Source organism: Pseudomonas fluorescens (assembly GCF_900215245.1).
Taxonomy (GTDB): domain Bacteria; phylum Pseudomonadota; class Gammaproteobacteria; order Pseudomonadales; family Pseudomonadaceae; genus Aquipseudomonas; species Aquipseudomonas fluorescens.
The window spans coordinates 6,015,292-6,031,453 of record NZ_LT907842.1; the positions used below are offsets into that span (position 1 = coordinate 6,015,292).

18 protein-coding genes and 1 riboswitch are annotated in these 16,162 nt (G+C 61.6%); of the genes, 9 read left to right on the forward strand and 9 right to left on the reverse strand.

Going from position 1 to position 16,162, the window contains the following annotated elements; translation table 11 throughout:
• A complete protein-coding gene (locus CPH89_RS27610) occupies nt 1-1,179 on the reverse strand; it encodes an acetyl-CoA acetyltransferase (protein WP_053256649.1) in 1,179 nt (392 codons plus the stop codon).
• A gap of 129 nt (nt 1,180-1,308) precedes the next feature.
• On the opposite strand from CPH89_RS27610, the gene CPH89_RS27615 reads away from it, so the two are divergent.
• The 3 genes from CPH89_RS27615 to mntP all read left to right on the forward strand — a co-directional run bounded on the left by CPH89_RS27615 (nt 1,309) and on the right by mntP (nt 3,580).
• Nucleotides 1,309-1,881, forward strand: coding sequence for a LuxR C-terminal-related transcriptional regulator (locus CPH89_RS27615; protein WP_053256650.1), 573 nt, complete (start codon nt 1,309-1,311; stop codon nt 1,879-1,881).
• Nucleotides 1,882-2,023: 142 nt separating this feature from the next.
• Nucleotides 2,024-2,806 carry a methylmalonyl-CoA decarboxylase gene (scpB, locus tag CPH89_RS27620; RefSeq protein WP_053256651.1) on the forward strand — a complete coding sequence of 261 codons (783 nt, stop codon included), beginning with the start codon at nt 2,024-2,026 and terminating at the stop codon, nt 2,804-2,806.
• Nucleotides 2,807-2,836: 30 nt separating this feature from the next.
• Nucleotides 2,837-3,004: riboswitch (yybP-ykoY riboswitch) on the forward strand.
• Nucleotides 3,005-3,016: 12 nt separating this feature from the next.
• Nucleotides 3,017-3,580 (forward strand): manganese efflux pump MntP, encoded by a 564-nt coding sequence (gene mntP, locus CPH89_RS27625; protein ID WP_053256652.1) that lies wholly within the window; start codon nt 3,017-3,019, stop codon nt 3,578-3,580.
• 138 nt (nt 3,581-3,718) lie between these two features.
• On the opposite strand, the gene CPH89_RS27630 is transcribed toward mntP, so the two are convergent.
• A complete protein-coding gene (locus CPH89_RS27630; protein WP_053256653.1) occupies nt 3,719-4,786 on the reverse strand; it encodes an NAD(P)-dependent alcohol dehydrogenase in 1,068 nt (355 codons plus the stop codon).
• A gap of 146 nt (nt 4,787-4,932) precedes the next feature.
• On the opposite strand from CPH89_RS27630, the gene CPH89_RS27635 reads away from it, so the two are divergent.
• On the forward strand, nt 4,933-5,751 hold the full coding sequence (locus CPH89_RS27635) for an alpha/beta fold hydrolase (protein ID WP_053256654.1): 819 nt from the start codon (nt 4,933-4,935) through the stop codon (nt 5,749-5,751).
• 264 nt (nt 5,752-6,015) lie between these two features.
• Here the strand turns inward: CPH89_RS27635 and CPH89_RS27640 are convergent, their stop codons facing one another.
• The gene (locus CPH89_RS27640) at nt 6,016-6,402 is read right to left on the reverse strand and encodes a DoxX family protein (protein WP_053256655.1); all 387 of its coding nucleotides are present in this window, start codon (nt 6,400-6,402) and stop codon (nt 6,016-6,018) included.
• Between the two features lie 174 nt (nt 6,403-6,576).
• On the opposite strand from CPH89_RS27640, the gene CPH89_RS27645 reads away from it, so the two are divergent.
• Nucleotides 6,577-7,575: an NAD(P)H-quinone oxidoreductase gene (locus CPH89_RS27645; RefSeq protein ID WP_053256656.1), complete on the forward strand. Its 999-nt coding sequence runs from the start codon at nt 6,577-6,579 to the stop codon at nt 7,573-7,575.
• Here CPH89_RS27645 and CPH89_RS27650 read toward each other — a convergent pair whose 3' ends face one another.
• The 3 genes from CPH89_RS27650 to CPH89_RS27660 all read right to left on the reverse strand — a co-directional run bounded on the left by CPH89_RS27650 (nt 7,576) and on the right by CPH89_RS27660 (nt 10,095).
• Nucleotides 7,576-8,697 (reverse strand): alkene reductase, encoded by a 1,122-nt coding sequence (locus CPH89_RS27650; RefSeq protein ID WP_053256657.1) that lies wholly within the window; start codon nt 8,695-8,697, stop codon nt 7,576-7,578.
• A gap of 80 nt (nt 8,698-8,777) precedes the next feature.
• A complete protein-coding gene (locus CPH89_RS27655) occupies nt 8,778-9,455 on the reverse strand; it encodes a type 1 glutamine amidotransferase domain-containing protein (RefSeq protein ID WP_053256658.1) in 678 nt (225 codons plus the stop codon).
• A gap of 25 nt (nt 9,456-9,480) precedes the next feature.
• Nucleotides 9,481-10,095 carry a TetR/AcrR family transcriptional regulator gene (locus tag CPH89_RS27660; protein WP_053256659.1) on the reverse strand — a complete coding sequence of 205 codons (615 nt, stop codon included), beginning with the start codon at nt 10,093-10,095 and terminating at the stop codon, nt 9,481-9,483.
• 172 nt (nt 10,096-10,267) lie between these two features.
• Here CPH89_RS27660 and CPH89_RS27665 point away from each other — a divergent pair, with 172 nt between their 5' ends.
• The gene (locus CPH89_RS27665; RefSeq protein WP_053256660.1) at nt 10,268-11,212 is read left to right on the forward strand and encodes a GlxA family transcriptional regulator; all 945 of its coding nucleotides are present in this window, start codon (nt 10,268-10,270) and stop codon (nt 11,210-11,212) included.
• Here CPH89_RS27665 and CPH89_RS27670 read toward each other — a convergent pair.
• Complete coding sequence (locus CPH89_RS27670) at nt 11,190-11,696, reverse strand: GNAT family N-acetyltransferase (protein ID WP_053256789.1); 507 nt, start codon at nt 11,694-11,696, stop codon at nt 11,190-11,192. The genes CPH89_RS27665 and CPH89_RS27670 overlap by 23 nt on opposite strands.
• A 177-nt stretch (nt 11,697-11,873) precedes the next feature.
• Here CPH89_RS27670 and CPH89_RS27675 point away from each other — a divergent pair, with 177 nt between their 5' ends.
• Complete coding sequence (locus CPH89_RS27675) at nt 11,874-12,746, forward strand: undecaprenyl-diphosphate phosphatase (protein ID WP_053256661.1); 873 nt, start codon at nt 11,874-11,876, stop codon at nt 12,744-12,746.
• Between the two features lie 11 nt (nt 12,747-12,757).
• Here the strand turns inward: CPH89_RS27675 and CPH89_RS27680 are convergent, their stop codons facing one another.
• Entirely contained in the window at nt 12,758-13,720 is a 963-nt protein-coding gene (locus CPH89_RS27680; RefSeq protein ID WP_053256662.1) for a Dyp-type peroxidase, read from the reverse strand.
• Nucleotides 13,721-13,843: 123 nt separating this feature from the next.
• Nucleotides 13,844-14,677, reverse strand: a complete 834-nt coding sequence (gene yghU, locus CPH89_RS27685) for a glutathione-dependent disulfide-bond oxidoreductase (protein WP_053256663.1) — start codon at nt 14,675-14,677, stop codon at nt 13,844-13,846.
• 309 nt (nt 14,678-14,986) lie between these two features.
• Between yghU and mug the strand changes: the two genes are divergently transcribed.
• A complete protein-coding gene (gene mug / locus CPH89_RS27690; RefSeq protein WP_053256664.1) occupies nt 14,987-15,520 on the forward strand; it encodes a G/U mismatch-specific DNA glycosylase in 534 nt (177 codons plus the stop codon).
• Nucleotides 15,521-15,550: 30 nt separating this feature from the next.
• The gene (locus tag CPH89_RS27695; protein WP_053256665.1) at nt 15,551-16,153 is read left to right on the forward strand and encodes a glutathione S-transferase family protein; all 603 of its coding nucleotides are present in this window, start codon (nt 15,551-15,553) and stop codon (nt 16,151-16,153) included.
• The last annotated feature ends 9 nt before the right edge of the window (nt 16,154-16,162 follow it).

The window sequence follows — 16,162 nt, forward strand, 5'->3', positions numbered from 1 at the left end:
TCAGCACCGGCGTGCGTGCAGGACCGAGGCGTAGTTGGCCACCGCCATGCCGCCCATGTTGAACACCAGGCCGAACTCCGGGTCTGGCACCGCCAGGCCAATTGGCTCGCCGGTCAATTGCCGAAACGCCAGGGCATGCATCGATACCCCCGTGGCGCCCACCGGATGCCCCTTGGCCTTGAGCCCACCGGAAAGGTTCACCGGCAGCCGCCCACCGGCGCGCACCACGCCGCTGTCGAGCACACGATGGCCCTCACCTTTGGGCGCCAGGCCCATGGCTTCGTAGATCAGCAGTTCGGCGATGGTGAAGCAGTCATGCACCTCGGCGAAACTCAAGTCGGCCAGGGTGATATTTGCACCGCGCAATGCCGTGTGGATCGCCCTTTGCGGGCCCTCAAAGGCCAGGATGTCGCGCTGGGCGATGGGCAGGCAATCGTTGACCTGGGTCATCGCGCAGATCTGCACATCACGGCGAAACGCCCGCGCGCGTTTGGGCGAGGCCAGGATGATCGCGGCGGCGCCGTCGCTGATCAGTGAGCAGTCGGTCAGGCGCAATGACTCGGCCACAAACGGGTTGCTCTTGGACACGTTGTTACAGTGTTCGAAATCCATCACCCGGTGCATCTGCGCCAACGGGTTGGCCATGGCATTGGAGTGGTTCTTGGTAGCGATGGCCGCCATCGAGCCCAGTGGGCAGTGGTAGCGTTCGGCATATTGGCGGGCAGCCCGGCCGAACAGTTGCGGGAAACTCAAGCCGGCTTCGCCCGGGTCGTTCTGATAGCCGGCGCCGGCCAAGGCCTGGGTGACCTCGGCGGTGGAAGTGTGGGTCATCTTTTCGGCGCCCACCACCAACACCAGTTCCGCGCTGCCGGACAGGATCGCATTGACCCCGGCCTGGATCGCCGCCGAGCCGGACGCGCAGGCATTCTCACAGCGGGTGGCCGGTTTGAAGCGCAGGCCGGGGTCGGCCTGCAATAACAGGGAAGAGGCGAACCCGTCAGGCACCAGCCCCGAGTTGAAGTGGCCCAGAAACAGTGCATCGATTGCTGAAGCATCAATGGCCGCATCCGCCAGGGCTTCGCGGGTGACCTGCACGATCAGGTCCTCAAGGGTGGTGCCTTCCAGGCGACCAAAACGCGAATGACCAGCGGCAACAATGGAGACGCAATCAGCAGGCATAATCAATTTCTTCTGTTCTTGATACGGACATTCCTTACAATGACCCACCAGCGGGCCGGCGCCAATTCGTGTAACTACTTACATGGCTAAGTAGCCCGAGGTGAGAAAAACAACGAGGCAGGATGCCCAATGACTGTGTTTGCACAACAACTCCACGACATCGGGCGCCTGGCGTTCCAGCTGTCCCCCGCACCGCAACTGGTCACCAGCAACCGTGTGATCGTCGACTGCAACGACGCTTTCCTGCAGTTGTTCGGCTACTCGCGTGACGCATTGGTCAACCAGCTGACGCTGCTGATCTACCCGTCCCAGGCTGACTACCACGCCATCGGCAAGCGCAGCCACGACTGGTTGCTGGACAGTGAAAACGGCCGCTACTCCGACGAACGTTTCATGCAGCACAAAAGCGGCGAAGTGTTCTGGGCCAAGTCCCACGGCTACACGCTCACGCCCAAAGACCCGTTCAAGCTGATGATCTGGCACTTCGAACGCCTCGATCGCAGCCACCAGGGCACCGGGGACCTCACACCCCGGGAGCGGGAAATTGCCATGCACATCGTCAACGGCCTCAAATCCAAGGAAATCGCCCTGCGCCTGGCGATCTCCCACCGCACGGTGGAAGTCCATCGGGCGCGGTTGATGAAGAAGTTGCAGGCCAAGACGGTGGTGGAGTTGGTGTCGAAAATTATTATGGTGGCGTGACGCGGCCACCGCCGTTGCCCGGCGCACCCTGTGTCGAGGTAGTGCGCGAAGCGGGCTTGGAGCCGGCGTCCGTACAAAGGCTGCTCAAGGCCAACGTGCGCGTGCAGGCCAGCCCATCCGAATGTTCAGCAGGAACCGCATCATGACTGCCACTGTGACGCTCAACCTTATCGACACGCGCATCGCACGCCTGACCTTCGGCAACCCCACTCAGCGCAACGCCCTCAGTGCGCACGTGCTCGCCCGCCTGGATGAACACCTGGTCGCCCTCGCCGCCCAGCGCGTCAGCGTGGTGATTCTGGGTGCCGACGTCGGCCAGACGGTGTGGAGCGCCGGCCATGATCTTGGCGAAGTGGCCCGCGACCGCGACCCCGTTGCCTATGGCAAACCCCTGGAGCAACTGCTGCGGCGAATCCGCGCCTACCCCGGCGTGGTGATTGCGCTGATTTCAGGCTCGGCCTGGGGCGGCGCCGTGGACCTGGCCATGAGTTGCGACATGGTAGTGGCCGACCACAGCGCGAGCTTCGCCATGACCCCGGCCAACATCGGCTTGCCCTATACCACCAGCGGCCTGCTGCGGTTCTTCAACAACTTGCCGATTCATGTGCTTAAGGAGCTGTTTTTCTGCGCGCAGGCACTCGACGCCGAACGCGCCGAACGCTTTGGCGTGATCAACCGTCTGGTCCCTAGCGAGGCGCTGGAAGCCACCGCCGTGGAAATCGCCCAAGGCATCGCCGCCAAGGCGCCGTTGGCAATTGAGGCGGTAAAGGAGCAATTGCGCATTCTCGAAGACCTGCAACCCATGCCCGTGCAGGCCATGGAGCAGATCGCCGAACTGCGTCGCCAGGCCTGCGCGAGCGCAGACTTGAGTGAGGGGCTGGCAGCCTTTGCCGAACGTCGCCCACCGGCCTTTGAAGGGCGTTGACAATTTTTTCATGGTTGATCGTCTAGCATGCTGCCCTTCGTTGGGGAGTAACCGGCTTCTGACCCGTGCAGAAGCGTTCGTATCAACATATTCGGCAACCTGCCGTGGTACGAACACCGTTGAGGTTGGTGAGACCAGCGACACATCCATGCCTAATGTCGGGCGTGTGGTTGTGTCGTTGACTCATACAGCCCGACTGGAAGCCCTACCGTGAACCCCATTTCCCTGATTCTTCTCGCCCTTGCCATGTCCACGGACGCCTTTGCGGCGGCCATCGGCAAAGGCTCCAGCCTGCATAAGCCACGCCTGAGCGAAGCCCTGCGCGCCGGCCTGATCTTTGGTGTAATCGAAGCCATCACGCCGATGATCGGCTGGGCCATCGGCCATGCCGCCACGCGGTGGGTCGAAAGCTGGGACCACTGGATCGCCTTTACCCTGCTGGTCGCGCTGGGCCTGCACATGATCTACAACGGGCTCAAGGACGATGACGACGCGGTGGAAAAACCGACTCAGCATTCGTTCATGATCCTCGCCGTGACGGCATTTGCGACCAGCATCGACGCGATGGCTGTGGGTGTGGGCCTGGCATTTGTCGACGTGAATATTCTGCTCGCGTCAGCGGCGATAGGCCTTGCGACCATGACCATGGTGACCATTGGCATGATGCTCGGCCGGGTGCTGGGGACGGTGGTAGGCAAGCGCGCCGAGATGGTCGGTGGCGTGGTGCTGATGCTGGTGGGTGCGACGATTTTGTATGAGCACTTGTCGGCCTGAAGACCGGCACGAAACAAAATGTGGGAGCGGGCTTGCTCGCGAAACCGCGGTGTCAGTCAGAATATTCATCGACTGGCACACTGCTTTCGCGAGCAAGCCCGCTCCCACATTAGATCTTCAGTGGTGTAGAGATTGCGTTCAAGCCGCGTGGCTTTCCTTCTTCAAACTCTCCATATCAATCACGAAGCGATACTTCACATCGCCCTTGAGCATCCGCTCGTACGCCTCATTGATGCCCTGGATATCGATCATCTCGATGTCCGAGACAATCTTGTGCTTGGCGCAGAAATCCAGCATGTCCTGGGTTTCCTGGATACCACCGATCAACGAACCGGCCAGGCTGCGGCGCTTGAAGATCAGGTTGAATACCGTAGGCGACGGGTGCGGGCTGTCGGGCGCGCCGACCAGGGTCATGGTGCCGTCGCGCTTGAGCAGGTTGAGGAAGGCATCAAGGTTATGCGGCGCGGCAACCGTGTTGAGGATGAAGTCCAGGCTGTTGACGACCTTGGCCATTTCGTCCGGGTTCTTCGACACCACAACTTGGTCGGCGCCCAGGCGCAGGCCGTCTTCACGTTTGTTCGGCGAGGTGGTGAACAGCGTCACATGGGCGCCCATGGCATGCGCGATCTTCACCGCCATATGCCCCAGCCCGCCGAGGCCGACCACGCCGACTTTCTTGCCGGGGCCGACCTTCCAATGGTGCAACGGCGAGTAGGTGGTAATGCCGGCGCACAGCAGCGGCGCCACGGCCGCCAGGTTGGTATCGTCATGGGAGATGCGCAGCACGAACTTCTCCTTGACCACGATAGTGTCCGAGTAGCCACCGAAGGTGTTTTCCCCACCAAACACCGGGCCGTTGTAAGTACCGGTAAACCCGTTCTCGCAGTATTGCTCCTCGCCTTCAGCGCAGGAGGCGCAGTGCTGGCAGCTGTCGACCATACAACCGACGCCGGCCAGGTCGCCCACCTTGAATTTCGTCACGTTGGCGCCGACCGCGGTTACGCGGCCGACAATCTCATGGCCGGGCACCGACGGGTACAAGGTGTTGTGCCACTCATTGCGCGCGGTGTGCAGGTCGGAGTGGCAGACGCCGCAGTAGAGGATATCGATCTGTACGTCATCCGCCCCTGGCGCACGGCGCTCAAAGGTAAAGGGTTTGAGCGCATCCTTGGAATCCCGAGCGGCGTAGCTGTAAGTCTTGGCCATTTGGTTCACCTGTTGAACTGACGGTAGGAATCAGTGGACCAATATAGACGCTGAACCGTTCAACCGAGCACATCCGTACAAGCCCTTCGTCCGGTTTAACGCAATAGTAAAACGGACATTCCCCTCGACCACCCAAGGAGTTTTCCATGAGTACATTCGTTGCCAAAGACGGTACCCAGATCTATTTCAAGGACTGGGGCAGCGGTAAACCTGTGCTGTTCAGCCACGGCTGGCCGTTGGACGCCGACATGTGGGAATACCAGATGGAATACCTGAGCAGCCGTGGCTTTCGCACCATTGCGTTCGACCGCCGTGGTTTCGGCCGTTCGGACCAGCCGTGGACCGGTAACGACTACGACACCTTCGCCGACGATATTGCCCAACTGATCGAACACCTGGACCTCAAGGACGTGACCCTGGTGGGCTTCTCGATGGGTGGCGGTGACGTAGCACGCTACATTGCACGCCATGGCACGGCGCGCGTGGCCGGCCTGGTCTTGCTGGGCGCCGTAACGCCGATGTTCGGCCAGAAACCGGATTACCCACAAGGCGTGCCGACCGACGTGTTCGACGGCATCAAGGCCGGGCTGCTGAACGATCGCGCGCAATTCATCGCCGACTTCAACCCGACGTTCTATGGCATCAATAAGGGTCAAAAAGTCTCCGAGGGCGTACTCACCCAGACCCTGCAAATCGCCTTGCTGGCGTCGCTCAAGTCGACCGTGGATTGCGTCACCGTGTTCTCCGAGACCGACTTCCGTCCGGACATGGCCAAGATCGACGTGCCCACCCTGGTGATCCACGGTGACGGCGACCAGGTCGTACCCTTCGAGACCACCGGCAAAGTGGCAGCCGAGATGATCAAGGGCGCGCAACTCAAAGTGTACAAGGATGCACCGCACGGTTTTGCGGCCACGCATACCCAGCAGTTGAACGAAGACTTGCTGGCGTTCCTGAAGCGCTGAAACGGCTGACCCCCCCCGCTCCTTGTTGGCCGGGCTTGCCCTAATGCCAGTCAGTTAAGCGAACTGAAATGCTCAATGCAGCGAAGATCAAATGTGGGAGCGGCGGTGCGACGATTCGACTTGCCCGCGAAGACGTCGGCCCAGCAAACATTGATGTTGACTGACCCACCGCTTTCGCGAGCAAGTCGAATCGTCGCACCGCCGCTCCCACAGGAGATCTGCGCTTAACTGACTGGCATTAGGGCTTGCCCGGCCTTTTTTTATTCAGGCATACCGCTGGCTGAGCGCCAACCGCCCCGGGCCCGCGATCAGAATGCTGGTGAAGATAATCAACAACAGCCAGCCGAACTGCCCCTCAAACACCGTCCATTGCGGATGCACCACCAGCAAGGCCACCCACAGCACGGCCAGGATCGGCAAGCACGCCAGGCGCACCCGCACACCGGCGATGATCAGCAGCGGGCACAGCACTTCGGCGACAATCGCCAGGCACAGCGTGACGTGGGCGCCGAGGTGAAACGGGTCTTCGATCAACGCCAGTTGGTCGCTGTAGTGCAGCAGCTTCGGCAACCCATGCACCCACATCAGAAACACCGCGCCGCTGACGCGCAGAAACAACAGCCCCAGCGCCTGGTACTTTGATTCGTTCATAACCGCCTGTCCCCGTAGAATCCCCCGGCGCCTGTGCGCCGGAGCCGGGGCGATTGTGTCGGCACCGGCGCCGGTAGACTTGCAGGCATGTGCTGACATGACAGCGTTCCGGTTGAATCAACGCTCGCGCACTGTGGTCCCACTCCATACGCTCCCGGTTAAAGGAATTGCACAATGACCCTGCCCAAAGAAATGACCCTGATCGAAATCACCGCCCCCGGCGGCCCTGACGTCCTGCAACCTCGCCGGGCCGACGTGCCCGTGGCAGGCCCCGGTGAAATCCTGATTCGCGTGCATGCCGCCGGGGTCAATCGCCCGGATGCCCTGCAACGCGCGGGCAAGTACCCGATGAAACCCGGTATGAGCCCGATTCCGGGCTTGGAAGTCGCCGGTGAAGTGGTCGCCCTCGGCGACGGCGTGACGCAATACAGCCTGGGCGACAAAGTCTGTGCGCTGACCAACGGCGGTGGCTATGCCCAGTTTTGCAGCGTACCGGCAAGCCAGGCCCTGCCGATCCCGGAGGGCATGGACTGGATTCAAGCCGCTGCCGTGCCGGAGACCTTTTTCACCGTCTGGGCCAACCTGTTCGGCCTCGGCGACGCGCACACCGGCCAGAGCGTGCTGATCCACGGTGGCACCAGCGGCATCGGCACCACCGCGCTGATGCTCTGCCGCGAGTACGGGATTCAGGCATTTGCCACCGCCGGCAGTGCCGACAAATGCGCGGCGATTGCCAAGCTGGGCGCCGAGCCGATCAATTACCGCGAAGAGGACTTCGCCGCGGTCATCGCGCAGAAGACCGGCGACAAAGGCGTGAATGTCATCCTCGACATCATGGGTGCCTCCTACCTCAACAACAACCTCAAGGCGCTGGCCATGGACGGGCATCTGGTGATGCTGGGTTTCCTCGGCGGCGGCAAGGCCAATGACGTCGACCTGCTGACCATCCTCGGCAAACGCGCAGTCATCACCGGCTCGCTGCTGCGCGCACGCACCAAGGACGAAAAAGCCGCGATTGCCGAACAACTGCGTGAATACGTGTGGCCGGTGCTGTCCGCCGGGCGATGCCTGCCGATCATCGACAAAGTGTACGCGTACACCGACGCCGCCCAGGCCCATGCACGGATGGAAGGCGGCGACCACATTGGCAAGATTGTGTTGCGGGTGGAGTGATTACTCGGCGTACACCGGGTAATCGGTGTAGCCCTGCTCCGAACCGCCGTACATGCCTTCGGCGCGCAGCGGGTTCAGCGGCCAGCCGTTGAACAGCCGCTGCGGCAGATCCGGGTTGGCAATGAATGGGCGTCCGAACGCAATCAGGTCTGCCAGCCCGGCGTCCACCAGGGCTGCGCCGCGCGCTGCGGTGTAACGCCCGGCGTAGATGATCCGCCCGCTGAACGTGCTGCGTACCGCGTGGCGGAAGGTTTCAGGCAAGTCAGGCGCGTTGTCCCAATCAGCCTCGGCGATGGACACGTAGGCAATGCCCGAGGCTTGCAGCACCTTGATCGCCTCAATGTAGGTGTGATGCGGGTCTTCTTCTACCAGGCCGATATACACACGGTCCTGGTCGGTGCCGCTGAACAACGGTGAAAAACGCACACCCAGACGCTCTGGCCCGACCACGGCCGTGACGGCTTCGACGATCTCGCGTAAAAACCGCAGGCGGTTGTGCAGCGAGCCGCCGTACTCATCGTCACGCTGGTTGGCGTGGGCCGAGATGAACTGGTTGACCAGGTAACCATTCGCCGCGTGGATTTCCACCCCGTCAAACCCGGCGTCCAACGCATTGCGTGCGGCCTGTGCGTAATGGGCGACCAACTCGTCAATCTCCAGCACGCTTAATGCCCGCGGCACAGGCGGCTGTTTCAGTTCGCCAACCCCAGGCCCGGTTTCAATAAAGGCCTTGGCTTGCTCGGCCGCAATAGCCGACGGCGCGACCGGTGCGGCGCCTTCCGGTTGCAGTGCGGGGTGAGACACGCGACCGACATGCCACAGCTGGGCGAAGATCACCCCGCCCTCGGCGTGCACCGCGTCCGTCACTTTGCGCCAGCCGTCGATCTGCGCCGGGCTGTAGATACCTGGCGTCCAGGCGTAACCCTGGCCGCGCGGTTCGATTTGCGTGCCTTCGCTGACCATAAAGCCGGCGCTGGCGCGCTGACGGTAATACTCGGCCATCACGTCGGTCGCGATATCACCAGGCTGGGCACTGCGCTGGCGGGTCAAGGGCGGCAGTACCACGCGGTTGTTCAAGGTGTGGTGACCCAGTTTTACGGGGGTATTTAAACTACTCGTCATGTAAGAACTTCCAAATTCAAGGCGCGCTAAAGCATTGACGGCTCGTGAGAGCCGCCAATGCATACAGCGATTTAATTAAGTTATGCGGTGAGTTTCAGCAGGGCCTTAGCCACATCACTGGAACTGGCAGGGTTCTGCCCGGTTACCAGCAAACCATCTTCAAGCACAAAGGATTGCCAATCAGCGCCCTTTGCATAGTGGCCGCCGAGTGTCTTGAACTCATCTTCGATCAGGAACGGCACCACATCGGTCAGGCCGACAGCGGCCTCTTCGGCGTTGGAGAAGCCGGTAACGCGACGGCCCTTGATCAACGGCTCGCCATTGACCGCCTTGACGTGACGCAGTGCGCCGGGCGCATGGCAGACAAAGCCGATGGGCTTGCCGGCACGCTCGAACGACTCGATCAGCGCGATGGACGTGCTCGACTCTGCCAAGTCCCACAGCGGACCGTGCCCGCCTGGGTAAAACACGGTGTCGAAGTCGTCGGCGTTGACCGTGTCGAGCTTGACGGTGTTGGCCAGGGCCTGCTGTGCAGCCGGGTCAGCGGCGAAACGTCGGGTCTGTTCGGTCTGCGCGTCAGGCTGGTCGCTGACCGGGTCCAGCGGCGGTTGGCCGCCTGCCGGAGAGGCCAGCACCAACTCAGCGCCGGCGTCTTTGAAGGTGTAATAGGGAGCCGCAAACTCTTCAAGCCAGAAGCCGGTTTTACGGCCGGTATCGCCAAGCTGGTCGTGAGAGGTCAGTACCATTAATACTTTCATTTTCCAGTGCCTCGATCGATGGGTTTCAGTAGGTGTAAGCATCGGTGTGTTCAGGGCAACCCAACAGGTGTCGGGTCAGCAGCAGCGCCTCGTCAAACGGCGCAGATGTTCGGGTAATCTTGCTCATCACGCTGGTCCCCAGCCACAGCGCATACAGGCGTTGGGCCAGGCGTTGCGGGGGTTGCTGAACCGTCAGCGAGCCGTCTTCGACGCCTTGCAGCAAGGCCCCGGCCAGTAAAGCAATCGTACGTGCGGTGCCGCGCTGCAGGGCCAAACGCATCGGCTCTGAAAGGTCTGACACCTCAGCACCGAGTTTGACGGCAAGGCATTTGCCCGCATCGGTGCAGCCGGTCTGGTTGTCGACCCAGGTTTGCCAATACCGCATCAATTTGGCGCCGCCGGACAGTTCGGGTTGTTGGAACAGTTGCTCGATACCCTGCACATAGTGATCGAAGTAGGTATCCAGCAAGACAACGCCGAATGCATCTTTAGAATTGAAGTAGTGATAAAACGAGCCTTTCGGTACGTCGGCGGCTTGAAGTATTTCGTTCAACCCCACCGCAGAAAACCCTTTGCGGCTGACAATTAATTGCGCCGTATCCAGGATCGTCTGCCTTGTACTTTTGGTTTCGCTGTTCATTGTTCTTCCCGTCCGATTAGACCAGTCGTCTAGTTCGTTGAGGGAATGTTAGGCGGCGAGAAAAACTTCAACAATGTCATATCCGCAAGGATTCCGGACATGACGCAAAGTTGATTGCCGTTTCGCCGACACCGGTCGACAATCCCCGCTCGCGCCCCTTTGGAGAATGACGATGCACAGCGTTGCGCTGATGGTTTACCCGAACTTCCAGTCCCTGAGCCTCAGCCTGGGTTCGGTGTTCGAGTGCGCGAACCTGCTGAGGGGTGAGTCGGCCTACGAGTTCCACCTGGTTTCGGAGAGCGGCGGCGCGGTGATGACGTCCCAGGGCTTTTCGGTGAATACCACGCCTCTGCGGCCGCAGGGCTATGACACGCTGATCGTCAGCGGCTATCTGGAGTTTCGTCTGCCGGAGGCCAACCTGCTGGAACTGGTAAAGGCCGCCTCTGCTCAATCACGGCGGGTCGCCTCCTTGTGCATGGGCATCTTCGTGCTGGCCGAAGCCGGCCTGCTGCAAGGTAAACGCACCACCACGCACTGGATCCACGCGCCCGCGTTCCGCAAGCGCTACCCGGATATTCACTTGGAAGAAGACAAGTTGTTCGTGGTGGACGGCCAGGTATGGACCGGCGCCGGCATGAGCGCCGGCGTGGACCTGGCATTGGCGATGGTAGAAGCCGACCTGGGCAGCGACCTCGCCCGGCGTATTGCGCGCAAACTGGTGATTGCCCAACGTCGCGGCAGCGAGCAATCGCAATTGTCGGCCTTGCTGGAGCTCGATCCCAAGTCAGACCGCGTGCAACTGGCCCTGGCCTATGCCCGCGAGAACCTGACCCATGACCTGTCGGTGGAGGCCCTGGCCGATGTGGCCCGGCTCAGCCCGCGCCAGTTCAGCCGTGTGTTTCGCGAAGAAACCGGGCAAACCCCCGCCAAGGCCATCGAATCGCTGCGCGTGGAAGCCGCCCGGGCGATGATGGAAACCAGCCGTCACCCGGTCGAAGTGGTGGCCCGCGAAACCGGCTTCGGTGATCGCGAACGCATGCGCCAGGCGTTTCTGCGCGCGTTCGGGCAGCCGCCTCAGGCGATGCAGCAAGCGTTCAATGCAGCGCCGCACGCGTAATCAGGTAGCTCACCAACTGCGGGTCATCATCCAGCTCAAGCGTCTGCGCCGGGCGCGGCAGGTCGTCCAACACTGCGCGCCAGAACGCCTGGGACACTTCATCCTGATCGTAAAAACGCACCAGCCAATTGGTCTGCCCGCTGCTCAACACCTGGGTCGCGATGGCGCGGCCGATGCCTTTGCGACGATAGCGCTTGAGGATGAACAGGTCAGCCAGTTCCAGGGCATCGATGCCGGGCAGTTCGCTGCCTTCGATCAACAGGAAGCCGGCGATATACCCATCGACCAGCAGCAGGTTGGCGCTCCACTGCGGGTCTTGCCAATAGCGCGTCAGGTGCTCGTCATGGATGTAGAAGCGGCCGTCCGCCTCCACATCTTCCTGCTCCCAGTCCGAGGACTCGTAGGCGTAGTACTGGTAAAGATTGCGGATCAGCTCCGACGCGTCGGGGCCGGTCTGGATCAATTCGACGGTGGTTTCAGGCATGAGGCTCTCGGTCAAAAAAAGCAGGGCGCCATTGTTCACAAAACACGCGTGCAGGCCAATACATTGCCTAACCTTTCTGTTTGCTGAACCGATTGCGGATTTGTCGGGCCCCGCCGAAAATCCTGAAACATTTAGAATAAACTTTGCCCGCCTCCCTATTTTTCAAGGACATGTACTTTGACAAACGTCTGTTCCGCCGGCCTGGATGTGGGTTTTGCCTCCCTGGATTACCTGCAGATCTTCATTCTGGGCGTGATCCAGGGCATTACCGAGCTGTTGCCCGTGTCGTCCACGGCCCACATGCGCGTGGTGCCTGCCCTGCTCGGCTGGCAAGATCCGGGCTCGGCGTTTTCAGCGGCCATGCAGTTGGCGGCGCTGGCGGCGGTGGTCAGTTACTTCTGGCGCGATGTGCACCAGGTGACCACCGGCAGCATCAGCGCGGTGCGCCGGGGTGATTACAACGACCGGTGGTTCAAGCTGGCGGTGGCGATCATTTTGGCGACCATCCCGATCGGGATTGCCGGGCTGGCCTTGTCCTCGACCCTCAACACCTGCAACTCGCCGTTGCGCGGCCTGATGGTGATCGGCATTTCCTGTGTGGTCATGGCGGTGTTGCTGGCAGTCGCCGAAGTGCGGGCACGCCACACGCGGGACATGAGCGAAATGCGCCTGCGCGATGCACTGATTGTCGGCATTGCGCAGATTGGTGCGCTGATTCCCGGCGTCTCGCGTTCAGGTTCCACGCTGACCGCCGCCCTGTTCCTCAACTTCAAACGTGAAGAAGCCGCGCGCTTTTCCTTCCTGCTGGGCTTGCCGGCCATCGCCCTCGCCGGTTTGAAAGAACTGTGGGTGTTGCTGCACGCCGAGCTGCCCGCCCACGCCTGGTCGCACTTGCTCTTCGGCCTGGTGGTCGCCAGCGTCTCGGCGTTCTTCGCAATCTGGGGCCTGATGAAGTTCCTGGAGCGGTTCTCCACCTGGCCGTTCGTGATCTACCGCGCGCTGCTGGGGATTTTCCTGATCGTTGCGGTCAGCACCGGGCTGCTCAGTTAAGCAGCATTGAGCTAAGCCGCAGGCGGGCGGTCGGCCAGCGCGTCGAGCAAGTCGGCCGAAGGCACGAAAAACAGGCCGCCGGTCACCGCCGTGCTGAAGTCCAGCAAGCGGTCGTAATTGCCGACCGGGCGGCCGACGAACATGTTTTCCAGCATCTGCTCCAACGGCTGCGGCGAGCGTGCGTAGCCGATAAAGTAGGTGCCGAACTCACCGGCGCCCGGTCGGCCAAACGGCATGTTGTCACGCAGAATCTTCACTTCTTCGCCGTTTTCATCGGTGATTACGGTCAACGCGCTGTGGGCGTTGCTTGGTTTGGTTTCTTCGTCCAATTCAATGTCCGCCAGCTTGGTGCGCCCGATCACCCGCTCCTGCGCTTCCACGGTCAAGCCATTCCAGGCGGCCATGTCGTGCAGGTACTTTTGCACCAGCACGTAGCTGCCGCCTTCGAATTCAGGGTCTTCATCGCCGACGATGGTGAACCCGACCGCCTTGCGCCCCACCGGGTTCTCGGTGCCGTCGACAAAACCGATGATGCTGCGCATATCGAAGTAGCGGAAACCCTGGACCTCATCCACCACCTTGACACTGTCGCCCAGGGCCGCCATCAGTTGCGTGGCCAGTTCGAAACACAGGTCCATCTGCTCGGCACGGATATGCAGCAGGATGTCACCGGGTGTCGAAACGGCCTTGCGCCCTTCCACCCCAAACTCGCGAAACGAATGCAAGGCCGCCGGGCGCGGTGCGCCGAACAGCCGGTCCCACGCCTGCGAGCCGAACCCACAGACGCAGGTCAGGTTGCCCGCCGGTACGCGCTTGCCCACCGAGCGCACTAGGCCGGCGATGTCGCCACACCAGGCGCGCACGCGGTCTTCACTGCCGGGGGTAACGGTAGCAACCATAAAGATCGCGCTGCGGGTGATGGGATGGCAGACGGACTGCGGCTCTAAAGGGGCCTGAACAGGGCAAGTCTTCATAGTGAAAAGTCCACACGCTGAGGGCGGTTTTGACCCGCGCAGATTAGCCGACCCGCGGTGACTTCACGGCCATCCACCCGGTCATCGCAACAGACGGCCCGAAGACCGTCAAGGTGCGTGCATTCAGTCCAGGTCGCTTGCGGCATGCCGCTCCGGCAACTGCTCCGCAGGTTCCCCGAAAACCCGATTGACCCGGCGCCCGCGCTGCACCGCAGGTCGCGCTTCGATGGCGTCGGCCCAGCGCAGCACGTGCTTGTAATCCTGCACCGACAGGAATTCTGCCGCCCCATACAAGCGGCCTTTAACCAAGCCACCGTACCAGGGCCAAATCGCAATATCGGCGATGGTGTATTCATCCCCGGCGATGTACTCACTCACCGCCAGGCGTTGGTCCAACACATCCAACTGGCGCTTGGTTTCCATCGCAAACCGATTGATCGGGTATTCCATCTTGCTCGGCGCATACGCATAAAAATGCCCGAAGCCCCCGCCCAGATACGGCGCGCTGCCCATCTGCCAGAACAGCCACGACAGGCACTCAGCGCGAGCAGCCGGTTCGGTGGGGAAAAACGCCCCGAACTTCTCCGCCAGGTATTGCAGGATCGCACCGGACTCGAACACCCGAATCGGCGTGTCACCGCTATGGTCCATCAATGCCGGGATCTTGGAGTTCGGGTTGACCGCAACAAACCCGCTGCCGAACTGGTCGCCATCGCCGATCTTGATCAGCCAGGCATCGTATTCAGCGCCGGCGTGCCCCAGGGCCAGCAACTCCTCCAGCAGGATGGTGACTTTCTGCCCATTGGGCGTGGCCAGGGAATACAGTTGCAGCGGGTGCTTGCCGACTGGCAGTCTCTTGTCATGGGTCGCACCGGCAATGGGCCGGTTGATGCTGGCGAAGGTGCCGCCGCTTTCGGTGTCCCAGGTCCACACCTTCGCGGGTACGTAATCGGTCATGCTTGATTCTCCTTGGTTTCAGTACGGTTCGATGCCGCCAATCGGGCCACGCTTGATCCGCCACCCAGCGCGTGGATCAGCCCCACATTAGCGTTTAATGGCGGGTTTTGCAGGGGCACTGACGTGAACGGCCGCTGCCCCTGGACCTTATCGCCGCCGACGACTTTGCCTGCCCCCCGCTGGCCAAGGACGTTAAGCTATCGGCGGATGGCTTGTCACGCTGTGGTCAGCACCACCGCCCGCGGCCATGGCTGCGCAGGCGCAGCGCTTCAGCGAATGGCCGCTCCCCCACTGACAGGCAGACCCGACATGAGCGAACGACTCGAAGACATCCTGGCCGAGCAACTGACGGTCGTGTTCTGCGGGATCAACCCCGGCAAGGGTTCTGCCGCGCTCGGCCAGCACTTTGCCAACCGCAGCAACCGCTTCTGGCGCACCCTGCACCTGGCCGGTTTCACGCCCCATGAAATTTTTCCCGAAAACGGGCGTACCTTGCTGCACTACCACTGCGGCTTGACCACTGTCGTGGAGCGCCCGACGGCGAGTGCAAGCGAGTTGGCACGGCATGAATTCAAGGCCGCGGCGGCCGCGTTCGAACAGAAAATCCGCCACTACCGGCCACGCTGCGTGGCCTTTCTCGGCAAGGCCGGTTACAGCGCGTTGTCTGGCCAGCGCGCGATAGCCTGGGGCTTGCAAGCCCAATCATTGGGCGATGCGTCGGTGTGGGTGTTGCCCAACCCCAGTGGGCGCAACCTGGCGTTCAGCCTGGAGCAATTGGTGAGCGCCTATGGGCAGTTACGTCAGGCCATTGCGCACGCCGATCAACAGCCCTTACTCTCTTGAGCCAATGATCCGGATAGCAATGGAGGCTGCATGAAACTGATCGGTATGCTGGACTCGCCTTACGTTCGCCGCGTGGCAATTTCCCTGGAGTTGTACGGCGTAGACTTTGTGCATGAACCCTTGTCCGTGTTCAGCACCTTCAGCGAATTCGCGCGGATCAACCCGGTGGTCAAGGCGCCCAGCCTGGTGCTGGAGGATGGGACGGTGCTGATGGATTCCAGCCTGATCCTGGATTACTTCGAAGCCCTCGCGCCGCCCGACAGGAAGCTCCTGCCCGCACAGGCCGAGGCGCGCGCCCATGCGCTGCAAGTGCTCGGGTTGGCCCTGGCAGCGTGTGAGAAAACCGTGCAGATTGTCTATGAACACCACCTGCGCCCGGCGGAGAAACTGCACGCGCCGTGGATCGAGCGCGTCACCGGGCAGTTGCTGGCGGCCTATACGCTGCTGGAAAAACACCTGGCCCAGCCCAGCAGCGAACCGCTGAGCCAAGCCGCGCTGACTGCGGCAGTCGCCTGGTCGTTTACCCGGTTCAAACTGCCGACGGTGCTCGAAGCCGATGCGTTTCCCCACCTGCAACGCCATACCCGCGCGCTTGAGCAGCATCCGGCCTTTCGCAGATACCCGATCGAGTAACGCGACTAC